Origin of the sequence: Bacillus sp. AK25 (assembly GCF_048270685.1) — a bacterium.
In the GTDB taxonomy this organism is placed as follows: Bacteria; Bacillota; Bacilli; order Bacillales; family Bacillaceae; genus Bacillus; species Bacillus altitudinis.
Window position 1 is genome coordinate 1,545,785 of record NZ_JBLUWC010000001.1, and the last position, 17,649, is coordinate 1,563,433.

Sequence of the window (17,649 nt, forward strand, 5' to 3'; positions counted from 1 at the left end):
ACAGGCATGTCAGCAAGAGATTTATCTGTTTTATTCAGTGTTATTTTAATCGTGGCGATGCTGGTCATACCGTTTCCGCCCGTCCTATTAAGTATTTTAATTATTATTAATATTTCTCTTGCGCTTATCGTGCTTCTCACCACAATGAACATGCAAGAACCACTGCAATTTTCCATTTTTCCATCGTTACTTTTGCTCTTAACACTGTTTCGTTTAGGGCTTAACATCTCTACAACCCGTTCTATTTTATCAACTGGAGATGCTGGTAAGGTTGTAGAAACGTTTGGATCATTTGTTGTTGGGGGCAATATACTTGTTGGTCTGGTTGTCTTCCTTATTCTGATCATCATTCAGTTTGTTGTCATCACCAAAGGGGCAGAGCGTGTATCAGAGGTTGCGGCCAGATTTACACTCGACGCGATGCCAGGTAAACAGATGAGTATTGACGCAGATTTGAATGCAGGAATGCTGACAGAAAGTGAAGCTAGAAACCGCCGTGAAAAAGTAGCCAGAGAAGCAGACTTTTATGGTGCGATGGATGGTGCAAGTAAGTTCGTTAAAGGGGATGCCATCGCAGGTATTATCATCGTTATTATCAATATTATTTTTGGCATCATTATTGGGATGATTCAGCAAGGAATGTCAATTCAAGAATCAGCTTCCCACTTTACTCTTTTAACAGTGGGGGACGGAATTGTGTCGCAAATCCCTGCACTTCTTATTTCAACGGCGACAGGGATTGTTGTCACGAGAGCGGCTTCTAACGGAAACCTTGGTTCAGACATTACGGGTCAGCTCTTTGCCTTCCCTGCCATGCTTTACGTCACAGCAGGTACGATCTTCCTGCTTGGATTGTTTACGCCAATTGGCGTACTTTTGACAGGGCCGATCGCAGGTTTACTTGCACTCGGTGCGTACATGATGTCGAAAAACAAACAGGATCAAGAAGAGATTGAAGAAGTACTGGAAGAACAGGCAGAGGTAGAAGAGATGAAAAGTCCAGAAAGCGTCATTCATCTCCTGCAAATGGATGCCATTGAATTTGAATTTGGCTACGGGTTGATCCCGCTTGCAGATGCCAATCAAGGCGGAGACCTGCTAGACCGAATTGTCATGATCAGAAGGCAGCTTGCTCTTGAACTAGGTCTTGTCATTCCAGTTGTCCGTATTCGAGACAACATTGCGCTGAACCCGAATGAATACAGGCTCAAAATAAAAGGGAACGAAGTGGCAAAAGGAGAGCTGCTGCTCGATCATTACTTAGCGATGTCCCCAACGCCTGATGATGATCCGATTGAAGGAATTGAAACAATCGAACCATCCTTTGGTCTGCCGGCAAAATGGATATCAGAAGCAGAAAAAGATCAGGCTGAAATGCTTGGGTATACAGTGGTCGATCCAGCATCTGTTGTGTCTACCCACATCACAGAGAAGATTAGACAAAATACCCATGAACTGCTTGGACGCCAAGAAACGAAGCAATTAATCGATCATCTGAAAGAAAGTTATCCAGTTCTAGTAGATGAGGTAACACCGAATCCACTAGCAGTCGGGGATATCCAAAAAGTACTTGCAAAGCTTCTGAAAGAAAAGGTCTCCATTCGAAACCTTGTGACCATTTTTGAGACCCTTGCAGACTACGGAAAATTAACGACTGATACAGACTTGCTAACAGAGTATGTTAGACAGGCACTTGCAAGACAGATTACTGCACAGTATGCAAGAGAAAATGAATCACTGAAAGTCGTGACATGCTCAGGCCGAGTCGAAAAGGTGATTGCAGACAGCGTGCAGCAAACAGAGCATGGGAACTACTTATCGTTAGATCCAGAATCCTCTGAAAGTGTGATTCAATCAGTGGCGAGAGAAATTGAACAGCTTTCGCTTCGTCAGGAAACGCCGGTTCTATTATGCTCACCTCCTATAAGAATGTACGTCAAACAGTTGTTAGAAAGATATTTCCCAGATTTACCGGTACTATCTTATAACGAACTAGAAGCAAATGTGGAAGTACAGAGCATCGGAGTGGTGGATATCTAATGAAAATGAAAAAAATCACAGCGAATTCTATGCAGGAGGCAACGATCCAAATCAGGCAGCAGCTTGGGAAAGATGCCGTCATATTAAATTCGAAAACCGTTGTCAAACGAAAGCTGTTCGGTTTAAAGAAACAGCAAATGGTCGAAGTGATTGCAGTGCTGGATCAAGATTTTGAAGAAAGAGCCGGTAAAGGATTACAACCAGCAGCTGCGCCTATCCCGGTGTTACCGAAAAAGGAGCAGAATCAACACCTTACACAAGAGCTGCCGGCTGCTGCTCAAGCAGTCAAAGTAGCGTCTTCTCATTCTCAGCCTATAGCATATGCAAGAAATGAACGCCATGCCGGGATCTTGCCGGATTCTCTCATGAAAATGGATCAAAAGCTAAAGGATCAAGGTCTTGATGATGAGATTCGAGATGAGTGCTTAAAGGGTCTTTTAACAAAAGGTGCTGTGAAAGAAGAGCAGATTGAAAAAGAACTTGAAAAACTACTCACAGGGATGCTGCCGGCTCACACTTCTGATGAGCCGATGATTCGTTCGAAATACATTGTGCTGTTTGGTTCAACTGGTGCTGGTAAAACGACAACGATTGCAAAGCTGGCTGCGAAAACGGCTATTCAACAGCAAAAGAAAATTGCGTTTATCACAACAGATACGTACCGTATTGCAGCGATTGAACAACTAAAAACATATGCTGAACTGCTGAATGCACCTCTTGAAGTTTGTTATTCAAGAGAGGACTTTGTGAAAGCACAGCAGACCTTTAAAGACTATGATCATATTTTCATCGATACAGCAGGCCGTAACTTTAAAGAAGAGGCGTACATCAAAGAGCTGACAGATATCATTCCATTTGATGAAAGCATTCAAAGTTTTCTCGTCATGAGTGCGACATCGAAATATCAAGATATGAAAGCCATGGTCAAACGTTTTGAACACGTTCCAATCGATCAATTTATTTTTACAAAAGTTGATGAAACAGACACGATGGGAACGATCTTTCAAATCATTGCAGAATCTCAAATCGGGCTCGGGTTTTTAACAAATGGCCAAAATGTGCCTGAGGATATTCTTGAGAGTTCCCCCCTTGATTTGACAAGGATGGTCTTACAATGATGAAGCCTGACCAAGCCGAAGGTTTAAGAAAGCTTGTTCAGCAGAATCAACTGATTGTACCGAACTCTCTTCGTGCGAATGGACAGGCGAAAACCATTGCTGTCATGAGCGGTAAAGGCGGAGTAGGTAAATCGAATTTGACGCTGAATATGGCACTGTCTATCGCAAGTACGGGCAAGCAAGTGCTCATCATCGACCTCGACTTTGGCATGGGGAATATTGATATTTTACTAGGGAAAACATCGACCAGCTCTATATTAGACGTCCTTATTAGAAAAAAATCCTTCCAAGCGGCTATGACAAAAGGAACGGACAATCTGTATTACATTTCTGGCGGAAGCGGGCTTGAACAGCTGTTTTCTTTAGACAAAGATCAATGGTCGTTCTTTTTAGAAGAGATGGAGAAAATATTGAATGACTTTGATTGTATATTCTTTGATATGGGTGCAGGCTTGTCAAAAGATCAACTCCCTTTTGTCTTATCGGCAGGAGAGGTGGTTGTTGTGACAACGCCAGAACCAACATCCATCATGGATGCCTACAGCGCAATTAAGCACTTAGCCATTCATCAGTTTGAACAGTCTGTTCAAATCATTGTCAACCGGTGTAAAACCCCTTCGGAAGGATCTGAAACGTACCGGAAATTAGCAGGAGTGGTGACGTCATTTCTACACCGAAAGCTTGTATTTGCTGGTGCGGTACCTGATGATCCTGCTGTTCCTAAAGCAGTCACTGAACAAATGCCATTTTATATGAAGCAGCCTCATTCAAGGCTAAGTAAAACCATTAAAATGCTGGCTGAAACACTTTATCATCAGCAGATAAGAGAGGCACAGAGAGAGCAGCATACGTTTATAGATAAGTTGTCCTCTTTTTTTAAAAGGAGGAAGGTGGACTCATGATTAGAGTGCTTGTAGTAGATGACTCGGCTTTTATGAGAAAACTCATCAGTGATTTCCTAAGTGCCGAGCAAGAAATTGAAGTCGTCGGAACGGCGCGAAATGGAGAAGATGCCTTAAAGCGGATTAAGGAATTGAATCCAGATGTTGTCACACTTGATGTGGAAATGCCTGTTCTAAATGGAACAGAAGCATTAAAACAAATTCTGGCTGAACACGACCTTGCTGTGATTATGGTGTCAAGCCAGACGAAGCAAGGGAAGGAATTAACCATCCATTGCTTAGAACTCGGTGCTTTTGACTTTGTGACAAAGCCTTCAGGAAGTATTTCGCTCGATTTACACAAAGTACGAGGTCAAATTGTAGAGCGGGTACTTGCGGCAGGCCTGTCGAGAAAACGTACTGAGAAACAAGTTTCTCCCAAGCCGTTCATGAAGCCGCCAAGTCCAATTCCAGCGGCCGCTCCCCGCCTGCAAGAAGTAAGAAGCGGCTCATCACTCCGAAAGATTATTTCAATCGGAACTTCTACGGGAGGGCCTAGGGCGCTACAACGAGTCGTCACGAAGTTACCAAAAGACATAGAGGCGCCGATTTTGATTGTGCAGCATATGCCGGCAGGATTTACGGCATCGCTGGCTACTAGATTAGATCATTTATCACAAATTACAATCAAAGAAGCTCAAGATGGAGACATCGCTAAAAATGGAGTGGCTTACATAGCTCCTGGTGGATTGAATATGTCACTTCATGAACAAGGGGCAGCTTTAGTGATCAGGCTGTCCCCAGAAGACACTGACAGCCGTCACAAACCTTCTGTTAACTATTTATTTGAATCCATCAGCAACATAAAAGGTTACGAGAAAATCGCTGTCATTATGACAGGAATGGGTAGTGACGGCACAGAAGGTGTTAAAAAAATGGTCGCAAGCGGTCATACAAAAGTCATTGCAGAAAAAGAAGAATCATGTGTTGTTTTCGGAATGCCTAAATCAGTCATTAAAGCAGGCCTTGCACATGAAACAAGGCATGTGGATGACATCGCACATGCAATTATAAGCTCCATGAAAAAAGAGAGGGCGTGAACACGTTGGATGTAAACCAATACTTAGATATCTTTTTAGATGAAAGCAGAGAACACTTACAAACTTGTAATGAAAAACTTCTTGAATTAGAAAAGAACCCAACAGACTTGCAGCTAGTGAATGATATATTCAGAGCCGCTCATACACTGAAAGGCATGAGTGCAACGATGGGCTTTGATGATATGGCTCAATTAACACATCATTTAGAAAACATGTTTGATGCCATCAGAAACGAACAAATGATTGTCACTCCTGAATCAATGGATACGATGTTTGAAGCACTCGATCACCTTGAAGCAATGGTTCAATCGATTGCAGAGGGCGGGGATGGAAAACGTGATGTCACGGAGATTAGTAAAAAACTAGATGTGACAGGAAGCCATGCAGAAACAGCATCTGCCGTTGAGACTGCTGAAGCATCATCAGCTGCAAGCGACCTAGACTATAACGAATTTGAACGAACAGTTCTTGATGAAGCGAGAGAACAAGGCTTTAAATGTTATGAGCTGAACGTGACATTAAGTGACGCATGCTTATTAAAAGCCGTTCGTGTCTATATGATTTTTGAAAGACTGAACGAAGCAGGAGAGGTTGTCAAAACGGTTCCGAATGCAGAACTTTTAGAATCAGAAGATTTTGAATCTGAATTCAGCATTTCTTACTTATCGAAACAGCCGATGGAAGAAGTGAAAAAAATCGTGACAGCGATCTCAGAGGTTGAACAAGTGGAGATTTCTGAAGTCTCTGCCTTTGAAGAAGCGGCTCCGGCTGAAACAAAAGCAGAGAAACCTGAGCAGAAAAATGAAGAAGCCGCAGCGCCTGCTGCTAAAGCGCCAGCAAACGATGCGCCAAAAGCAAATGGCAATAACGGTGCAGCTGCCGGCGGAACGAAAACGATCCGTGTCAACATCGATCGTCTAGATTCACTTATGAACCTGTTTGAAGAGCTTGTCATTGATAGAGGACGTTTAGAACAGATTGCCAAAGAACTTGAAAACAACGAACTCACGGATACAGTGGAAAGAATGTCCCGTATTTCTGGAGACCTGCAATCGATCATCTTGAACATGAGAATGGTGCCTGTAGAAACGGTGTTTAACAGATTCCCACGTATGATTCGTCAATTGACGAAAGAGCTCAATAAGAAAATTGAGCTGATCATTGAAGGTGCTGAGACAGAGCTTGATCGAACAGTGATCGATGAAATTGGCGATCCGCTCTTACACTTACTTAGAAACAGTCTCGATCACGGGATTGAATCACCAGAAGAACGTGTGAAAAAAGGCAAACCAGAAAAAGGAACTGTTCTTTTAAAAGCATATCATAGCGGAAACCATGTCTTCATTGAAGTCGAAGATGATGGCGGCGGGATTAACCGTAAAAAGGTCCTTGAAAAAGCATTAGAGCGCGGGGTTATTACAGAAAGAGAAGCGGAAACGCTTGAAGATCACCAAATTGATTCATTGATCTTTGCAGCAGGGTTCTCTACAGCTGATACGATTTCTGATATCTCGGGCCGAGGTGTAGGTCTTGACGTTGTGAAAAACAAGCTCGAATCATTAGGTGGTTCTGTGAGTATTAACTCAACAGAAGGTCAAGGCTCACTGTTCTCAATTCAGCTTCCACTCACATTATCGATCATTTCCGTACTTCTTGTGAAACTAGAGGAAGAAACATTTGCTATTCCGATTTCTTCTATTATAGAAACGGCTGTCATTAAGAAGAGTGACATCCTTCAAACTCATGATCGTGAAGTCATTGATTTCCGTGGATTTATCGTACCGGTTGTGTACTTGAAGAAACAGTTCAACGTACCAAATGCGAATGATTTAGAAGAAGAACTGCACATTATTGTTGTCCGTAAAGGAGACAAGCTAACAGCATTTGTGGTCGATTCGTTTATCGGTCAGCAAGAGGTTGTATTGAAATCACTTGGAGATTACCTACCAAACGTATTTGCGATATCAGGCGCAACAATCTTAGGTGACGGTCAGGTTGCACTCATCGTTGACTGTAATGCACTGATTAAGTAAAAAACAATAGAGGAGCGGTCTGAAATGAGTACAGATATCAAAACTGGCGAAAAGATGATTGTGTTTATCGTAAACAAAAAAGAATACGCCATTTCAGTATCAGAAGTAAAGTCCATTGAAAAATGGCAGCAGCCGACAAGAGTTCCTGGCGTTGCCCCTTATATATGCGGTGTCATTAATCTACGTGGTGTCGTGACACCTGTCATTGACCTTAGAGTGAGACTTGGATCAACTGACAACGAGATTACCGACGAAACAAGAATGATTATTGTACAAGTTGGTGACATTGAAGTCGGCTGGATTGTTGATGAAGCAAATGATGTCATTACTGTTCATCAGGAAGAGGTAGAATCTTCTACTGATACAGCTGAAAAAGAAGGGCTGTCATGGGTGACAGGTATTATTAAGCATGATCAGCGTCTATTCAATATCATTCATGCTGGTGCGGTCCTCGACAAGAGCGTGCAAGATGCACCTGTTCATTAAGGGGGATGTGAAATGAGCATTTTCAATGAAATTAAAGATGAACAGCTAGATATATTAAGTGAGGTTGGGAATATCGGAGCAGGCCATGCAGCGTCTGCTCTTGCCAGCCTATTGAATCGCAAAATTGATATGGCTGTTCCTTTTGTCAAAGTTCTCTCGTTTGAAGATTTAATGGATTTCTTTGGTGGAGCAGACCTTCCAGTTGCCAGTATCTTTTTGCGAATGGAGGGTGATCTTACCGGTTCAATCTTTTTCATTATGCCGTTTGAACAAGCTGAACAATTTGTAAGAGAGCTTGTTCAGGACCCAGCATTTGATATTGATACGATTCATGAACACATGCTAGGAACATCAGCGCTTCATGAGCTAGGAAATATTTTAGCAGGCTCTTATTTATCAGCACTTGCCGATTTAACAAAACTGCAGCTTCACCCAAGTGTTCCAGATGTCACGCTCGATATGTTCGGGGCTGTCATTAGTGAAGGGTTAATGCAGTTTAGTCCTCTCGGCGATCAGGCAATTGTGATTGATACATCGATTTTTGATGATCAAAATCAGCAAGAGCTGAAAGGAAATATGTTTCTATTACCAGACTTTGAATCGTTTGAAAAACTGTTCAAAGCATTAGGTAACCTATAATGAACGTGCAGATTCCGGCAGTTGTAAAGGTTGGTATAGCGGATGTTCAGCTTGTGAAAACACCGGACCGTATTCGGACATCCGGTCTCGGTTCTTGCGTAGGACTTGTCCTTTTTGACCAAGAAAAAAAACTGGCAGGACTTGTCCATGTCATGCTTCCAGACTCCTCTCTTTCAAAAGGAGCGGTAGAGAACTTGGCTAAGTATGCAGATACAGGTGTCAAGCATACAATTGATCTGCTCTTAAAAGAAGGAGCGCGCAAACATGCGCTAAAAGCGAAGCTTGCTGGCGGCGCAGAAATGTTTAAATTTAAGTCAACCAATGATCTGATGAGAATTGGACCTAGAAATGTATCAGCTGTGAAAGAACATCTGTCTCTTCATCATATCCCGATCATTAGTGAGGACACGGGCGGAAACAATGGACGCACGATTGAATTCGATCCGCTTACAACAGAACTTGAGATCCGCACTGTGAAACAAGGCATTATGAAGATATAACTAAGGAAGTATAGGGGGAGAAAGATGCAATCCTTAAATTACGAAGATCAGGCGCTATGGGCTAGATGGAAAGAGTGGAAGGACCCAGCTGCTGGAGATGATCTTATGCGCCGCTATATGCCGCTCGTCACATATCATGTTGGAAGAATTTCCATCGGTCTCCCGAAGTCAGTGCACAAAGAAGACTTGATCAGTCTAGGGATGCTCGGTTTATATGATGCCCTTGAAAAATTTGACCCCGGAAGAGATCTGAAGTTTGATACATATGCATCCTTCAGAATTCGCGGGGCCATCATCGACGGTCTTCGTAAAGAGGACTGGCTGCCTCGTACATCAAGAGAAAAAACAAAAAAAGTAGAAGCGGCAATTGAAAAGCTTGAACAGCGATATTTGCGAAATGTGACACCAACAGAGGTTGCTGAAGAACTCGGCATGAGTGAACAAGATGTGGTCACCACGATGAATGAAGGGTTCTTTGCGAATTTGCTCTCGATTGATGAGAAGCTGCATGATCAAGAAGACGGAGAAAACGTTCAAGTCATGATTCGCGACGAAAAAACTGTGACACCTGAAGAAAAAATGCTGAAAGATGAATTAATTGAACAGCTTGCCGAAAAAATGACAGAGCTTTCGGAAAAAGAAAAGCTTGTGATTAGTCTTTTCTATAAAGAGGAATTGACGTTAACGGAAATTGGTCAAGTGCTTAATTTATCGACCTCCCGCATTTCGCAAATTCATTCAAAGGCATTGTTCAAGCTTAAGCATCTGCTTGATAAAGCCATTCAATCTTAAAGAGTTAGTGAGTGAAAAAATATGCTATGGCTGATTAGCTTTATGCTTCATGCTGCACTTATTTATTTTGTGATCATTTTATACACGAGAATGTATTCGCTGAAGGCAACAGAACAAAAGCAGCGAGAGCTTTTAGAAGAAACGGAAAATACCCTGGCTGCATTTTTGATGGAAGTCAAAGAAGAGAATGAAAAACTATCAAAAGCTGCAGCCACTTCCCCTGATTTTTCTGCTGAAGAGCTGAAATCGGATCTTCAGACACCAAAGCAGCCACAACCACCAATTGAATCCCAGCAATCGGTAGAAAGTGAAGATCCAGTTCCAGAGCACCTGTCGGCTCTCCTTAGCGAAGTTGAGGTGCAGGAAGAGAAGGTAAACGAACCCGTTTCAAGTCTCGAAACAGAAGCTTCTGCGCCTTCTGAAAGTGAAATAGAAGAAACATTTGAGGATCAAGTAAAGGCCTTATATGATCAAGGGCTATCATTAGAAGAAATAGCGAAAGAATTAAAAACGGGCAAGACAGAAATCGAGCTTTTATTAAAATTTAGCGGAAAGCTGTAAAGGATTCTTGATTGTCAGTCCATCATGTGTTATATTATTTCTTGGTGTTAAATACACACGCTTAATGATTCGTATGAAGGTGCTGCCGTGGCGCAGTTTTATGTGAACATGACTTAAGCGGAGGAAAAAAAACCATTATATTAGGAGGCAACAACATGTCAGTTATTTCTATGAAACAATTGCTAGAAGCTGGTGTTCACTTCGGTCACCAAACACGCCGTTGGAACCCAAAAATGAAGCGTTACATCTTTACAGAGCGTAACGGTATCTACATCATCGATCTTCAAAAAACGGTGAAAAAAGTAGAGGAAGCTTACAACTTCACGAAAAACCTTGCTGCTGACGGAGGAAAAATTCTTTTCGTTGGTACGAAAAAGCAAGCACAAGATTCAGTGAAAGAAGAAGCAATCCGTTCTGGTATGTACTATGTAAACCAACGCTGGCTTGGTGGAACGTTAACAAACTTTGAAACAATCCAAAAACGTATCAAACGTTTAAAAGATATCGAAAAAATGCAAGAAAACGGTACGTTCGAAGTTCTTCCTAAGAAAGAAGTCGTTCAACTGAAAAAAGAATTAGAACGTCTTGAAAAATTCCTAGGCGGAATCAAAGACATGAAGGGTCTTCCAGATGCACTTTTCATTATCGACCCTCGTAAAGAGCGTATTGCAGTTGCAGAAGCTCGTAAATTGAATATCCCAATTATCGGTATCGTTGACACAAACTGTGATCCAGACGAAATTGATGTTGTGATCCCTGCAAACGATGATGCAATCCGTGCTGTAAAACTTCTAACTGCTAAAATGGCAGATGCGATTCTTGAGTCTAAACAAGGCGAAGAAGAAGCTGTTGTAGAAGAAACGACAGAAACTGAAACAACAACTGCGTAACCTATTCAAAAGGTGATAAGAGGGAACTGCCTTTTATCACCTTTTTTTCACCTAGTAATCCGTGTTTTAACATAGAAGGAGGAAATGTAAAATGGCAATTACTGCTCAATTAGTAAAAGAACTGCGTCAAAAAACTGGTGCAGGTATGATGGACTGTAAAAAAGCGTTAACAGAAACTGATGGTGACATCGACAAAGCAATCGATCTTCTAAGAGAAAAAGGGATCGCAAAAGCTGCGAAAAAAGCAGACCGTATTGCGGCAGAAGGATTAACTCTTATTAAAACTGACGGCAACACTGGTGTTATCCTAGAAGTGAACTCTGAGACTGATTTCGTTGCGAAAAACGAAGGATTCCAAAATCTTCTTAACGAACTTGCTGATCATTTACTTGCTGCGAAACCTGCAACAATTGAAGAAGCACACGCTTCTAAAATGGAAAATGGTTCAACAGTTGAAGAACATATTACTTCTGCAATTGCGAAAATCGGAGAAAAAATTACGTTGCGCCGTTTCTCAGTCATCACAAAAGAAGATAACGCTGCATTTGGTTCTTACTTACACATGGGCGGACGCATCGGTGTATTAGCGGTTCTTAACGGAACAACTGATGAAGAGCTTGCGAGAGACATCGCAATGCACGTTGCTGCTGTAAACCCTAAATACATTTCTCGTGACCAAGTGTCTGAAGAAGAAGCAAACCGTGAGCGTGAAGTATTAACACAACAAGCGCTTCAAGAAGGAAAGCCTGAAAATATCGTTGCTAAAATGGTAGAAGGCCGTCTAAACAAATTCTTCGAAGAAATTTGCTTACTTGACCAAGCATTCGTTAAAAACCCAGATGAAAAAGTGAAACAAGTTGTAGGTGCGAAAAACGCAACTGTTCAAACTTATGTTCGCTATGAAGTGGGCGAAGGTATCGAAAAGCGTCAAGACAACTTTGCTGAAGAAGTTATGAGCCAAGTGAAAAAATAATGTTTGAAAAGCTCTCTGGGGCTTTTTTAGGGAGCACAAGCACTGTGTTCCCTATTTTTTAGAGGATATTGATTTACAAAAGACGGTTTCTTACGCATAATAAGAGACGGTATAGTTTACACTTGGAGGTTATCATGAGCAAACCGAAATATAATCGCATTGTACTGAAGCTAAGTGGAGAAGCACTAGCTGGTGATGCTGGAAATGGAATTAACCCAACTGTCATTCAATCAATTGCAAAGCAAGTAAAAGAAATTGCAGAGCTTGATGTTGAAGTTGCAGTCGTTGTAGGCGGAGGAAACCTTTGGCGTGGTAAGACAGGCAGTGACTTAGGAATGGACCGGGCAACAGCAGACTATATGGGAATGCTTGCAACAGTGATGAATTCATTGGCATTACAAGACAGCCTAGAAACGCTTGGCATTCAGTCTAGAGTACAAACCTCTATCGAAATGAGACAGGTTGCAGAGCCATACATAAGAAGAAAAGCGATCCGTCACCTTGAAAAGAAACGTGTCGTGATTTTTGCTGCAGGTACTGGTAACCCTTATTTCTCTACTGATACAACAGCAGCACTTCGTGCAGCTGAAATTGAAGCAGATGTCATTTTAATGGCGAAAAACAATGTAGACGGTGTCTACAGTGCTGATCCTCGTACAGATGCGGATGCAGTAAAATATGATAAGCTTTCATATCTTGATGTACTAAAAGAAGGGCTTGCTGTAATGGATTCTACTGCGTCCTCATTATGTATGGACAATGACATTCCATTAATCGTCTTCTCTATTATGGAAGAAGGAAATATTAAACGTGCCGTCAATGGCGAATCAATCGGAACGATCGTGAGGGGGAAATAACGTGTCAAAAGAAGTGTTGAACCAAACAAAAGAAAAAATGGAAAAAGCCGTTCAAGCATACGGACGTGAACTAGCAACTGTCCGTGCGGGCAGAGCTAATGCTTCCCTTTTAGACAAAGTAACAGTGGATTACTATGGTGCGCAAACACCACTAAACCAAATTGCGTCAATTACAGTGCCAGAAGCACGTATGCTGATTATCACACCTTACGATAAAACAGCGATCGGTGATATCGAAAAGGCGATCCAAAAGTCTGATCTTGGTATCACACCAACAAGTGACGGAAATGTGATCCGTATTGCGATCCCAGCACTAACAGAAGAAAGACGTAAAGAACTTGTAAAAGTTGTGAGAAAATACTCAGAAGAAGCAAAAGTAGCTGTTCGTAACGTTCGTCGTGATGCAAACGATGAATTGAAAAAGCTAGAGAAAAATGGGGAGATCACTGAAGATGAATTAAGATCATCTACAGAGGATGTTCAAAAATTGACAGATGAATATGTCGCTAAAATTGATGAAGTGACAAAAGATAAAGAAAAAGAAATCATGGAAGTTTAAGAAAAAACTATGTACAATAGATAATAGTGAAAAGACCCTCTTCATGTTTACAGGGGGTTTTTTTGTTAATACTGTTGAGGACTATATTATTAGCGGGAACGCAACCTTTTTGGGTGATGGAGGAATCTCATGCTCAATATACTCAAAAATTGGAAGAATCAGCAAACAGCAGCTTCCAACTTAGAAAGCCTGACAAAAGAAGACATATTAAATGGAGAAATTCCTGAACATATCGCCATTATCATGGATGGGAATGGAAGATGGGCGAAGAAACGTGCGCTTCCACGGGTAGCAGGACATCATGAAGGAATGAAAGTTGTCAAGCGCATGACCAAGCTTGCAAATGAGCTGAATGTCAAAGTGCTGACTTTGTATGCTTTCTCTACAGAAAATTGGAAACGTCCAAAACTAGAAGTAGACTTTTTAATGAAGCTTCCTGAAGAGTTTCTAAACATCTATCTGCCTGAACTCATCGAGGAAAATGTCCGTGTACGTTTAACAGGTGATCCAGACGGCCTCCCGCAACATACAAAAAAAGCGGTAGAGAACGCAGTGAAGAGTACGGCGAATAATGACGGACTCATTTTAAATTTTGCGCTCAATTATGGAGGACGGACAGAAATTATTTCTGCATGCAGACAAATTTCTGAAAAAGTCAAAGAAGGCAAGCTTCGAGCAGAAGACATCACAGAAGAGATGTTTTCAGCTTATTTAATGACAGAATCTCTTCAAGATCCGGATTTGCTTATTCGCACGAGTGGAGAAATTAGATTAAGCAACTTTATGCTTTGGCAAATTGCATACAGCGAGTTTGTCTTTACGGATGTGCTTTGGCCTGACTTTTCTGATGAGCATCTCATAGGCGCTATCGGAGAGTACCAGCGCCGCGGCCGGAGGTTCGGTGGAATTTAGAGGGTGGTGCAGATGAAACAAAGAATTTTGACGGGTGTTCTGGCAGCTGCAGTGTTTTTACTTGCAGTGATTTATGGACAAATGCCATTTACCCTGCTGATTTATTTAATGGGAAGTGTCGCTCTCTTTGAGCTTCTTAGAATGAAAAAGATTTCGATTTTCAGCTTTCCTGGCATTGTCAGCTTAATATTGCTTTGGCTTTTAATGGGCGGAGAAAATAGCTTCTTCCCGAACGTAGACGCATCAAAAATGCAGATTGCTTTATTTGCAGTCTTAATCCTTTTAACTTATACAGTTCTGAGCAAAAACTCTTTCACATTCGATGAGGTTGCTTTTGTTATATTAGCCACATTATATATTGGCGTTAGTTTCTATTATTTTATTCAAATTAGAGGCTTGTATGGCATGAGTGCGATCTTCTTCGCAGCGGTGATTATTTGGTCCACTGACTCAGGTGCCTATTTTATTGGGAAATCTATGGGGAAACGAAAGCTTTGGCCAGAGATCAGCCCAAACAAAACAGTAGAAGGATTTATCGGCGGAATCGTCACAGCGGTTGTGCTGTCACTTGTGTTCCAGGCGGTTACAGGATTTTTGCCATCATATCTGCTTGTTATGTTTATTACTCTTTTGCTCAGTATTTTTGGACAGCTTGGCGACCTTGTGGAATCTGCTTTAAAGCGTCATTACCATGTGAAGGATTCAGGGACAATACTCCCAGGTCATGGCGGAATTTTGGACAGGTTTGACAGCTTTTTATTCGTTCTGCCGTTTTTATATTTATTGCTGGCCACGTTTGCTAGCTAACCTCATAGAAACTAATTGAACGAGAGAAGGAGTGGCAATTTGAAATATATTTCGCTATTAGGCGCAACAGGATCAATTGGAGAACAAACATTAGATGTGATCAGGCAGCATCCAGACAAATTCAAGTTGAAAGCGATGACGTTTGGCCGAAATATAGACAAGGCCATCCCTATCATTGAACAATTTCAGCCTGAATTCGTTGGATGTGTAGACGAAGAGACCTATCGCACGTTAAAAGGTCATTCATTTCAATACGATGTCAAAATGGCTGCGGGTGATGAAGCGAACATCGAAGCAGCGACCTATGATGCAGTGGATGTTGTGGTCAATGCACTGGTAGGAAGTGTCGGACTTGTGCCGACATTAAAAGCCATTGAACAAAAAAAGACGATCGCACTTGCAAATAAGGAAACACTTGTGACAGCTGGTCATATAGTAAAAGAGTACGCCAAAAAGTATGACGTGCCATTACTTCCTGTCGATAGTGAACACTCCGCTATTTTTCAATCCCTGCAAGGTGAACAAGCTAAAAACATTGAACGCTTAATCGTCACAGCTTCAGGCGGCAGTTTCCGAGATAAAAAACGCACGGAGCTTGAAGGTGTCACGGTTGAAGAAGCGCTGAATCATCCAAACTGGTCCATGGGCGCAAAAATCACGATTGATTCAGCGACCATGATGAATAAGGGGCTTGAGGTGATTGAGGCGCATTGGCTGTTTGATATCCCATACGATCAAATTGATGTGCTGTTACATAAAGAGAGCATCATCCATTCCATGGTGGAATTCCATGACAAAAGTGTCATGGCTCAGTTAGGTACACCTGACATGAGGGTTCCGATTCAATACGCGCTCACTTACCCTGATAGAGCGCCATTAAAAGAAGCGAAATCATTAAACCTTTGGGAGATTGGACAATTAAATTTCCAAAAAGCGGATTTTGACAGGTATCGCTGCTTACATTTTGCTTATGAATCAGGTAAAATAGGAGGGACAATGCCTACTGTGCTTAATGCAGCCAATGAAATTGCTGTTGATGCATTTCTAAAAGGCAAAGTAACGTTCCTGCAAATTGAAGAATTGATTGAAAAGGCACTGAACAGACATCATGTGATTTCAACGCCTAGTTTGCAAGATATCCATGAAGTGGACAAAGATACACGAGACTTTGTTCAATCAATCCTCGCATAAGGTGGTATGTTCGTGAATACAGTGATTGCGTTTATTATTATTTTTGGAACGCTCGTTTTTTTCCACGAGCTTGGCCATTTAATTATGGCGCAGCGCGCAGGCATTTTATGCCGCGAGTTCGCAATTGGTTTTGGACCGAAGATTTTCTCCTTTAAACGAAAAGAAACCGTCTATACCATCAGACTTCTGCCAATCGGCGGATTTGTTAAAATGGCTGGAGAAGATCCTGAAGTCATTGAAATTAAACCGGGTCATACAGTGGGGCTCTTATTCAATGAGCAAAATGAAGTAGAAAAAATCATTTTAAATGATAAAGAGAAATATCCTGATGCACTTGTCATTGAAGTTGAACAAATTGATTTAGATCATGCGATGAGAATTTCAGGATATGAGGCTGGAAATGAAGACATCCTTACTGGCTACAATGTAAGCCAAACAAGCTTCTATATTGCAGATGGTGAAGAAATTCAAATTGCACCATACAACCGTCAGTTTGGTTCAAAAACAGTATGGCAGCGCATTAAAGCCATTGCAGCTGGACCGATTATGAACTTTATCTTGGCATATGTGATTCTTGTGGCTTTAGGATTTATTCAAGGTGTAACCGTGGATGATCCTGTACTTGGTAAGCTGACAAAAGACGGCCGGGCAGCGCAAGCTGGGCTTATGCAGGGAGATCATATCGTTTCAATTAACGGGGATAAAATGAATTCTTGGACAGACGTTGTTCAAACGGTTCAAAAAAACCCAGATAAAAAAATGAATGTCGTCATTGACCGAGATGGCAAAGAAAGCACCATTCAGGTTGTACCGGAAGCTGTGAAGGCAGAAGGAAAAACCATTGGCCGTTTTGGCTCTTATCCGCCAACGGAAAATGGCTTTCTCAAAGTCATTTCATCCTCAGGCACTACAGTGATATCTACAGCAGGTCTCATCTTAACGAACTTGCAAAAGATTGTCACAGGGCAATTTTCGTTAGATATGCTTGCAGGTCCTGTTGGAATATATGACATGACAGGAGAAGTAGCGAAACAAGGTGTGTTAACATTAATGCAGTTTGCTGCGTTTCTTAGTATCAACTTAGGGATCGTGAATTTATTACCGATTCCTGCATTAGACGGAGGAAGATTACTTTTCCTATTCGTTGAAGCCATTCGCGGCAAACCAATTAATCGTGAGAAAGAGGCACTTGTTGTCTTCATTGGTGTTGCGTTCCTCATGCTATTAATGCTAGTAGTGACATGGAATGACATCCAGCGATTATTTTTATAAAAACCATTCTCTCTTGTTTCTCATTCTGGGAAACAAGA

At 41.7% G+C, this 17,649-nt stretch carries 18 protein-coding genes; all 18 read left to right on the forward strand.

Annotated features, from left to right (window positions below; genetic code table 11):
* The first annotated feature begins 6 nt into the window (after positions 1–6).
* The 18 genes from flhA to rseP all read left to right on the forward strand — a co-directional run bounded on the left by flhA (position 7) and on the right by rseP (position 17,611).
* Positions 7–2,040: a flagellar biosynthesis protein FlhA gene (gene flhA, locus ACNO7B_RS08005; protein ID WP_007499573.1), complete on the forward strand. Its 2,034-nt coding sequence runs from the start codon at positions 7–9 to the stop codon at positions 2,038–2,040.
* Positions 2,040–3,158 carry a flagellar biosynthesis protein FlhF gene (gene flhF, locus ACNO7B_RS08010; protein ID WP_410685253.1) on the forward strand — a complete coding sequence of 373 codons (1,119 nt, stop codon included), beginning with the start codon at positions 2,040–2,042 and terminating at the stop codon, positions 3,156–3,158. The genes flhA and flhF overlap by 1 nt, the downstream gene beginning before the upstream one ends.
* Positions 3,155–4,060, forward strand: coding sequence for a MinD/ParA family protein (locus tag ACNO7B_RS08015; RefSeq protein ID WP_417901383.1), 906 nt, complete (start codon positions 3,155–3,157; stop codon positions 4,058–4,060). Before flhF ends, ACNO7B_RS08015 begins: the two co-directional genes overlap by 4 nt.
* A complete protein-coding gene (locus ACNO7B_RS08020; RefSeq protein WP_008344775.1) occupies positions 4,057–5,139 on the forward strand; it encodes a protein-glutamate methylesterase/protein-glutamine glutaminase in 1,083 nt (360 codons plus the stop codon). Before ACNO7B_RS08015 ends, ACNO7B_RS08020 begins: the two co-directional genes overlap by 4 nt.
* Positions 5,140–5,144: 5 nt before the next feature.
* Complete coding sequence (locus ACNO7B_RS08025) at positions 5,145–7,172, forward strand: chemotaxis protein CheA (protein WP_007499569.1); 2,028 nt, start codon at positions 5,145–5,147, stop codon at positions 7,170–7,172.
* 24 nt (positions 7,173–7,196) lie between these two features.
* The gene (locus ACNO7B_RS08030; protein ID WP_007499568.1) at positions 7,197–7,658 is read left to right on the forward strand and encodes a chemotaxis protein CheW; all 462 of its coding nucleotides are present in this window, start codon (positions 7,197–7,199) and stop codon (positions 7,656–7,658) included.
* A 12-nt stretch (positions 7,659–7,670) separates the two neighbouring features.
* Positions 7,671–8,297, forward strand: a complete 627-nt coding sequence (locus ACNO7B_RS08035) for a chemotaxis protein CheC (protein WP_007499567.1) — start codon at positions 7,671–7,673, stop codon at positions 8,295–8,297.
* Entirely contained in the window at positions 8,297–8,797 is a 501-nt protein-coding gene (locus tag ACNO7B_RS08040; RefSeq protein ID WP_007499566.1) for a chemotaxis protein CheD, read from the forward strand. Before ACNO7B_RS08035 ends, ACNO7B_RS08040 begins: the two co-directional genes overlap by 1 nt.
* Before the next feature lie 24 nt (positions 8,798–8,821).
* Positions 8,822–9,589 (forward strand): FliA/WhiG family RNA polymerase sigma factor, encoded by a 768-nt coding sequence (locus ACNO7B_RS08045; protein ID WP_007499565.1) that lies wholly within the window; start codon positions 8,822–8,824, stop codon positions 9,587–9,589.
* A gap of 21 nt (positions 9,590–9,610) precedes the next feature.
* Positions 9,611–10,150 carry a Swarming motility protein SwrB gene (locus ACNO7B_RS08050; protein ID WP_417901384.1) on the forward strand — a complete coding sequence of 180 codons (540 nt, stop codon included), beginning with the start codon at positions 9,611–9,613 and terminating at the stop codon, positions 10,148–10,150.
* Positions 10,151–10,305: 155 nt separating this feature from the next.
* Positions 10,306–11,040, forward strand: coding sequence for a 30S ribosomal protein S2 (gene rpsB, locus ACNO7B_RS08055; RefSeq protein WP_025207335.1), 735 nt, complete (start codon positions 10,306–10,308; stop codon positions 11,038–11,040).
* Between the two features lie 91 nt (positions 11,041–11,131).
* Positions 11,132–12,013: a translation elongation factor Ts gene (gene tsf, locus ACNO7B_RS08060; protein ID WP_007499558.1), complete on the forward strand. Its 882-nt coding sequence runs from the start codon at positions 11,132–11,134 to the stop codon at positions 12,011–12,013.
* 134 nt (positions 12,014–12,147) lie between these two features.
* Positions 12,148–12,870, forward strand: a complete 723-nt coding sequence (gene pyrH, locus ACNO7B_RS08065; RefSeq protein WP_008344767.1) for a UMP kinase — start codon at positions 12,148–12,150, stop codon at positions 12,868–12,870.
* 1 nt (position 12,871) lies between these two features.
* Positions 12,872–13,429: a ribosome recycling factor gene (gene frr / locus ACNO7B_RS08070; protein ID WP_008344764.1), complete on the forward strand. Its 558-nt coding sequence runs from the start codon at positions 12,872–12,874 to the stop codon at positions 13,427–13,429.
* Positions 13,430–13,558: 129 nt separating this feature from the next.
* On the forward strand, positions 13,559–14,341 hold the full coding sequence (locus tag ACNO7B_RS08075) for an isoprenyl transferase (RefSeq protein WP_007499552.1): 783 nt from the start codon (positions 13,559–13,561) through the stop codon (positions 14,339–14,341).
* A gap of 12 nt (positions 14,342–14,353) precedes the next feature.
* Entirely contained in the window at positions 14,354–15,148 is a 795-nt protein-coding gene (locus tag ACNO7B_RS08080) for a phosphatidate cytidylyltransferase (RefSeq protein WP_007499550.1), read from the forward strand.
* A 39-nt stretch (positions 15,149–15,187) separates the two neighbouring features.
* Positions 15,188–16,339: a 1-deoxy-D-xylulose-5-phosphate reductoisomerase gene (gene dxr / locus ACNO7B_RS08085; RefSeq protein WP_019744167.1), complete on the forward strand. Its 1,152-nt coding sequence runs from the start codon at positions 15,188–15,190 to the stop codon at positions 16,337–16,339.
* A gap of 6 nt (positions 16,340–16,345) precedes the next feature.
* Positions 16,346–17,611, forward strand: a complete 1,266-nt coding sequence (rseP, locus tag ACNO7B_RS08090; RefSeq protein WP_007499546.1) for an RIP metalloprotease RseP — start codon at positions 16,346–16,348, stop codon at positions 17,609–17,611.
* The last annotated feature ends 38 nt before the right edge of the window (positions 17,612–17,649 follow it).

What these genes read in the sequence shown, in the direction of transcription:
- ACNO7B_RS08050 (WP_417901384.1), top strand. Translation starts at nt 9,611, where the DNA reads ATGCTATGGCTGATTAGCTTTATGCTTCATGCTGCACTTATTTATTTT.
- ACNO7B_RS08030 (WP_007499568.1), top strand. Translation starts at nt 7,197, where the DNA reads ATGAGTACAGATATCAAAACTGGCGAAAAGATGATTGTGTTTATCGTA.
- ACNO7B_RS08015 (WP_417901383.1), top strand. Translation starts at nt 3,155, where the DNA reads ATGATGAAGCCTGACCAAGCCGAAGGTTTAAGAAAGCTTGTTCAGCAG.
- rseP (WP_007499546.1), top strand. Translation starts at nt 16,346, where the DNA reads ATGTTCGTGAATACAGTGATTGCGTTTATTATTATTTTTGGAACGCTC.
- tsf (WP_007499558.1), top strand. Translation starts at nt 11,132, where the DNA reads ATGGCAATTACTGCTCAATTAGTAAAAGAACTGCGTCAAAAAACTGGT.
- ACNO7B_RS08035 (WP_007499567.1), top strand. Translation starts at nt 7,671, where the DNA reads ATGAGCATTTTCAATGAAATTAAAGATGAACAGCTAGATATATTAAGT.
- ACNO7B_RS08045 (WP_007499565.1), top strand. Translation starts at nt 8,822, where the DNA reads ATGCAATCCTTAAATTACGAAGATCAGGCGCTATGGGCTAGATGGAAA.
- ACNO7B_RS08020 (WP_008344775.1), top strand. Translation starts at nt 4,057, where the DNA reads ATGATTAGAGTGCTTGTAGTAGATGACTCGGCTTTTATGAGAAAACTC.
- pyrH (WP_008344767.1), top strand. Translation starts at nt 12,148, where the DNA reads ATGAGCAAACCGAAATATAATCGCATTGTACTGAAGCTAAGTGGAGAA.
- ACNO7B_RS08040 (WP_007499566.1), top strand. Translation starts at nt 8,297, where the DNA reads ATGAACGTGCAGATTCCGGCAGTTGTAAAGGTTGGTATAGCGGATGTT.
- rpsB (WP_025207335.1), top strand. Translation starts at nt 10,306, where the DNA reads ATGTCAGTTATTTCTATGAAACAATTGCTAGAAGCTGGTGTTCACTTC.
- flhF (WP_410685253.1), top strand. Translation starts at nt 2,040, where the DNA reads ATGAAAATGAAAAAAATCACAGCGAATTCTATGCAGGAGGCAACGATC.
- flhA (WP_007499573.1), top strand. Translation starts at nt 7, where the DNA reads ATGTCAGCAAGAGATTTATCTGTTTTATTCAGTGTTATTTTAATCGTG.
- ACNO7B_RS08080 (WP_007499550.1), top strand. Translation starts at nt 14,354, where the DNA reads ATGAAACAAAGAATTTTGACGGGTGTTCTGGCAGCTGCAGTGTTTTTA.
- ACNO7B_RS08075 (WP_007499552.1), top strand. Translation starts at nt 13,559, where the DNA reads ATGCTCAATATACTCAAAAATTGGAAGAATCAGCAAACAGCAGCTTCC.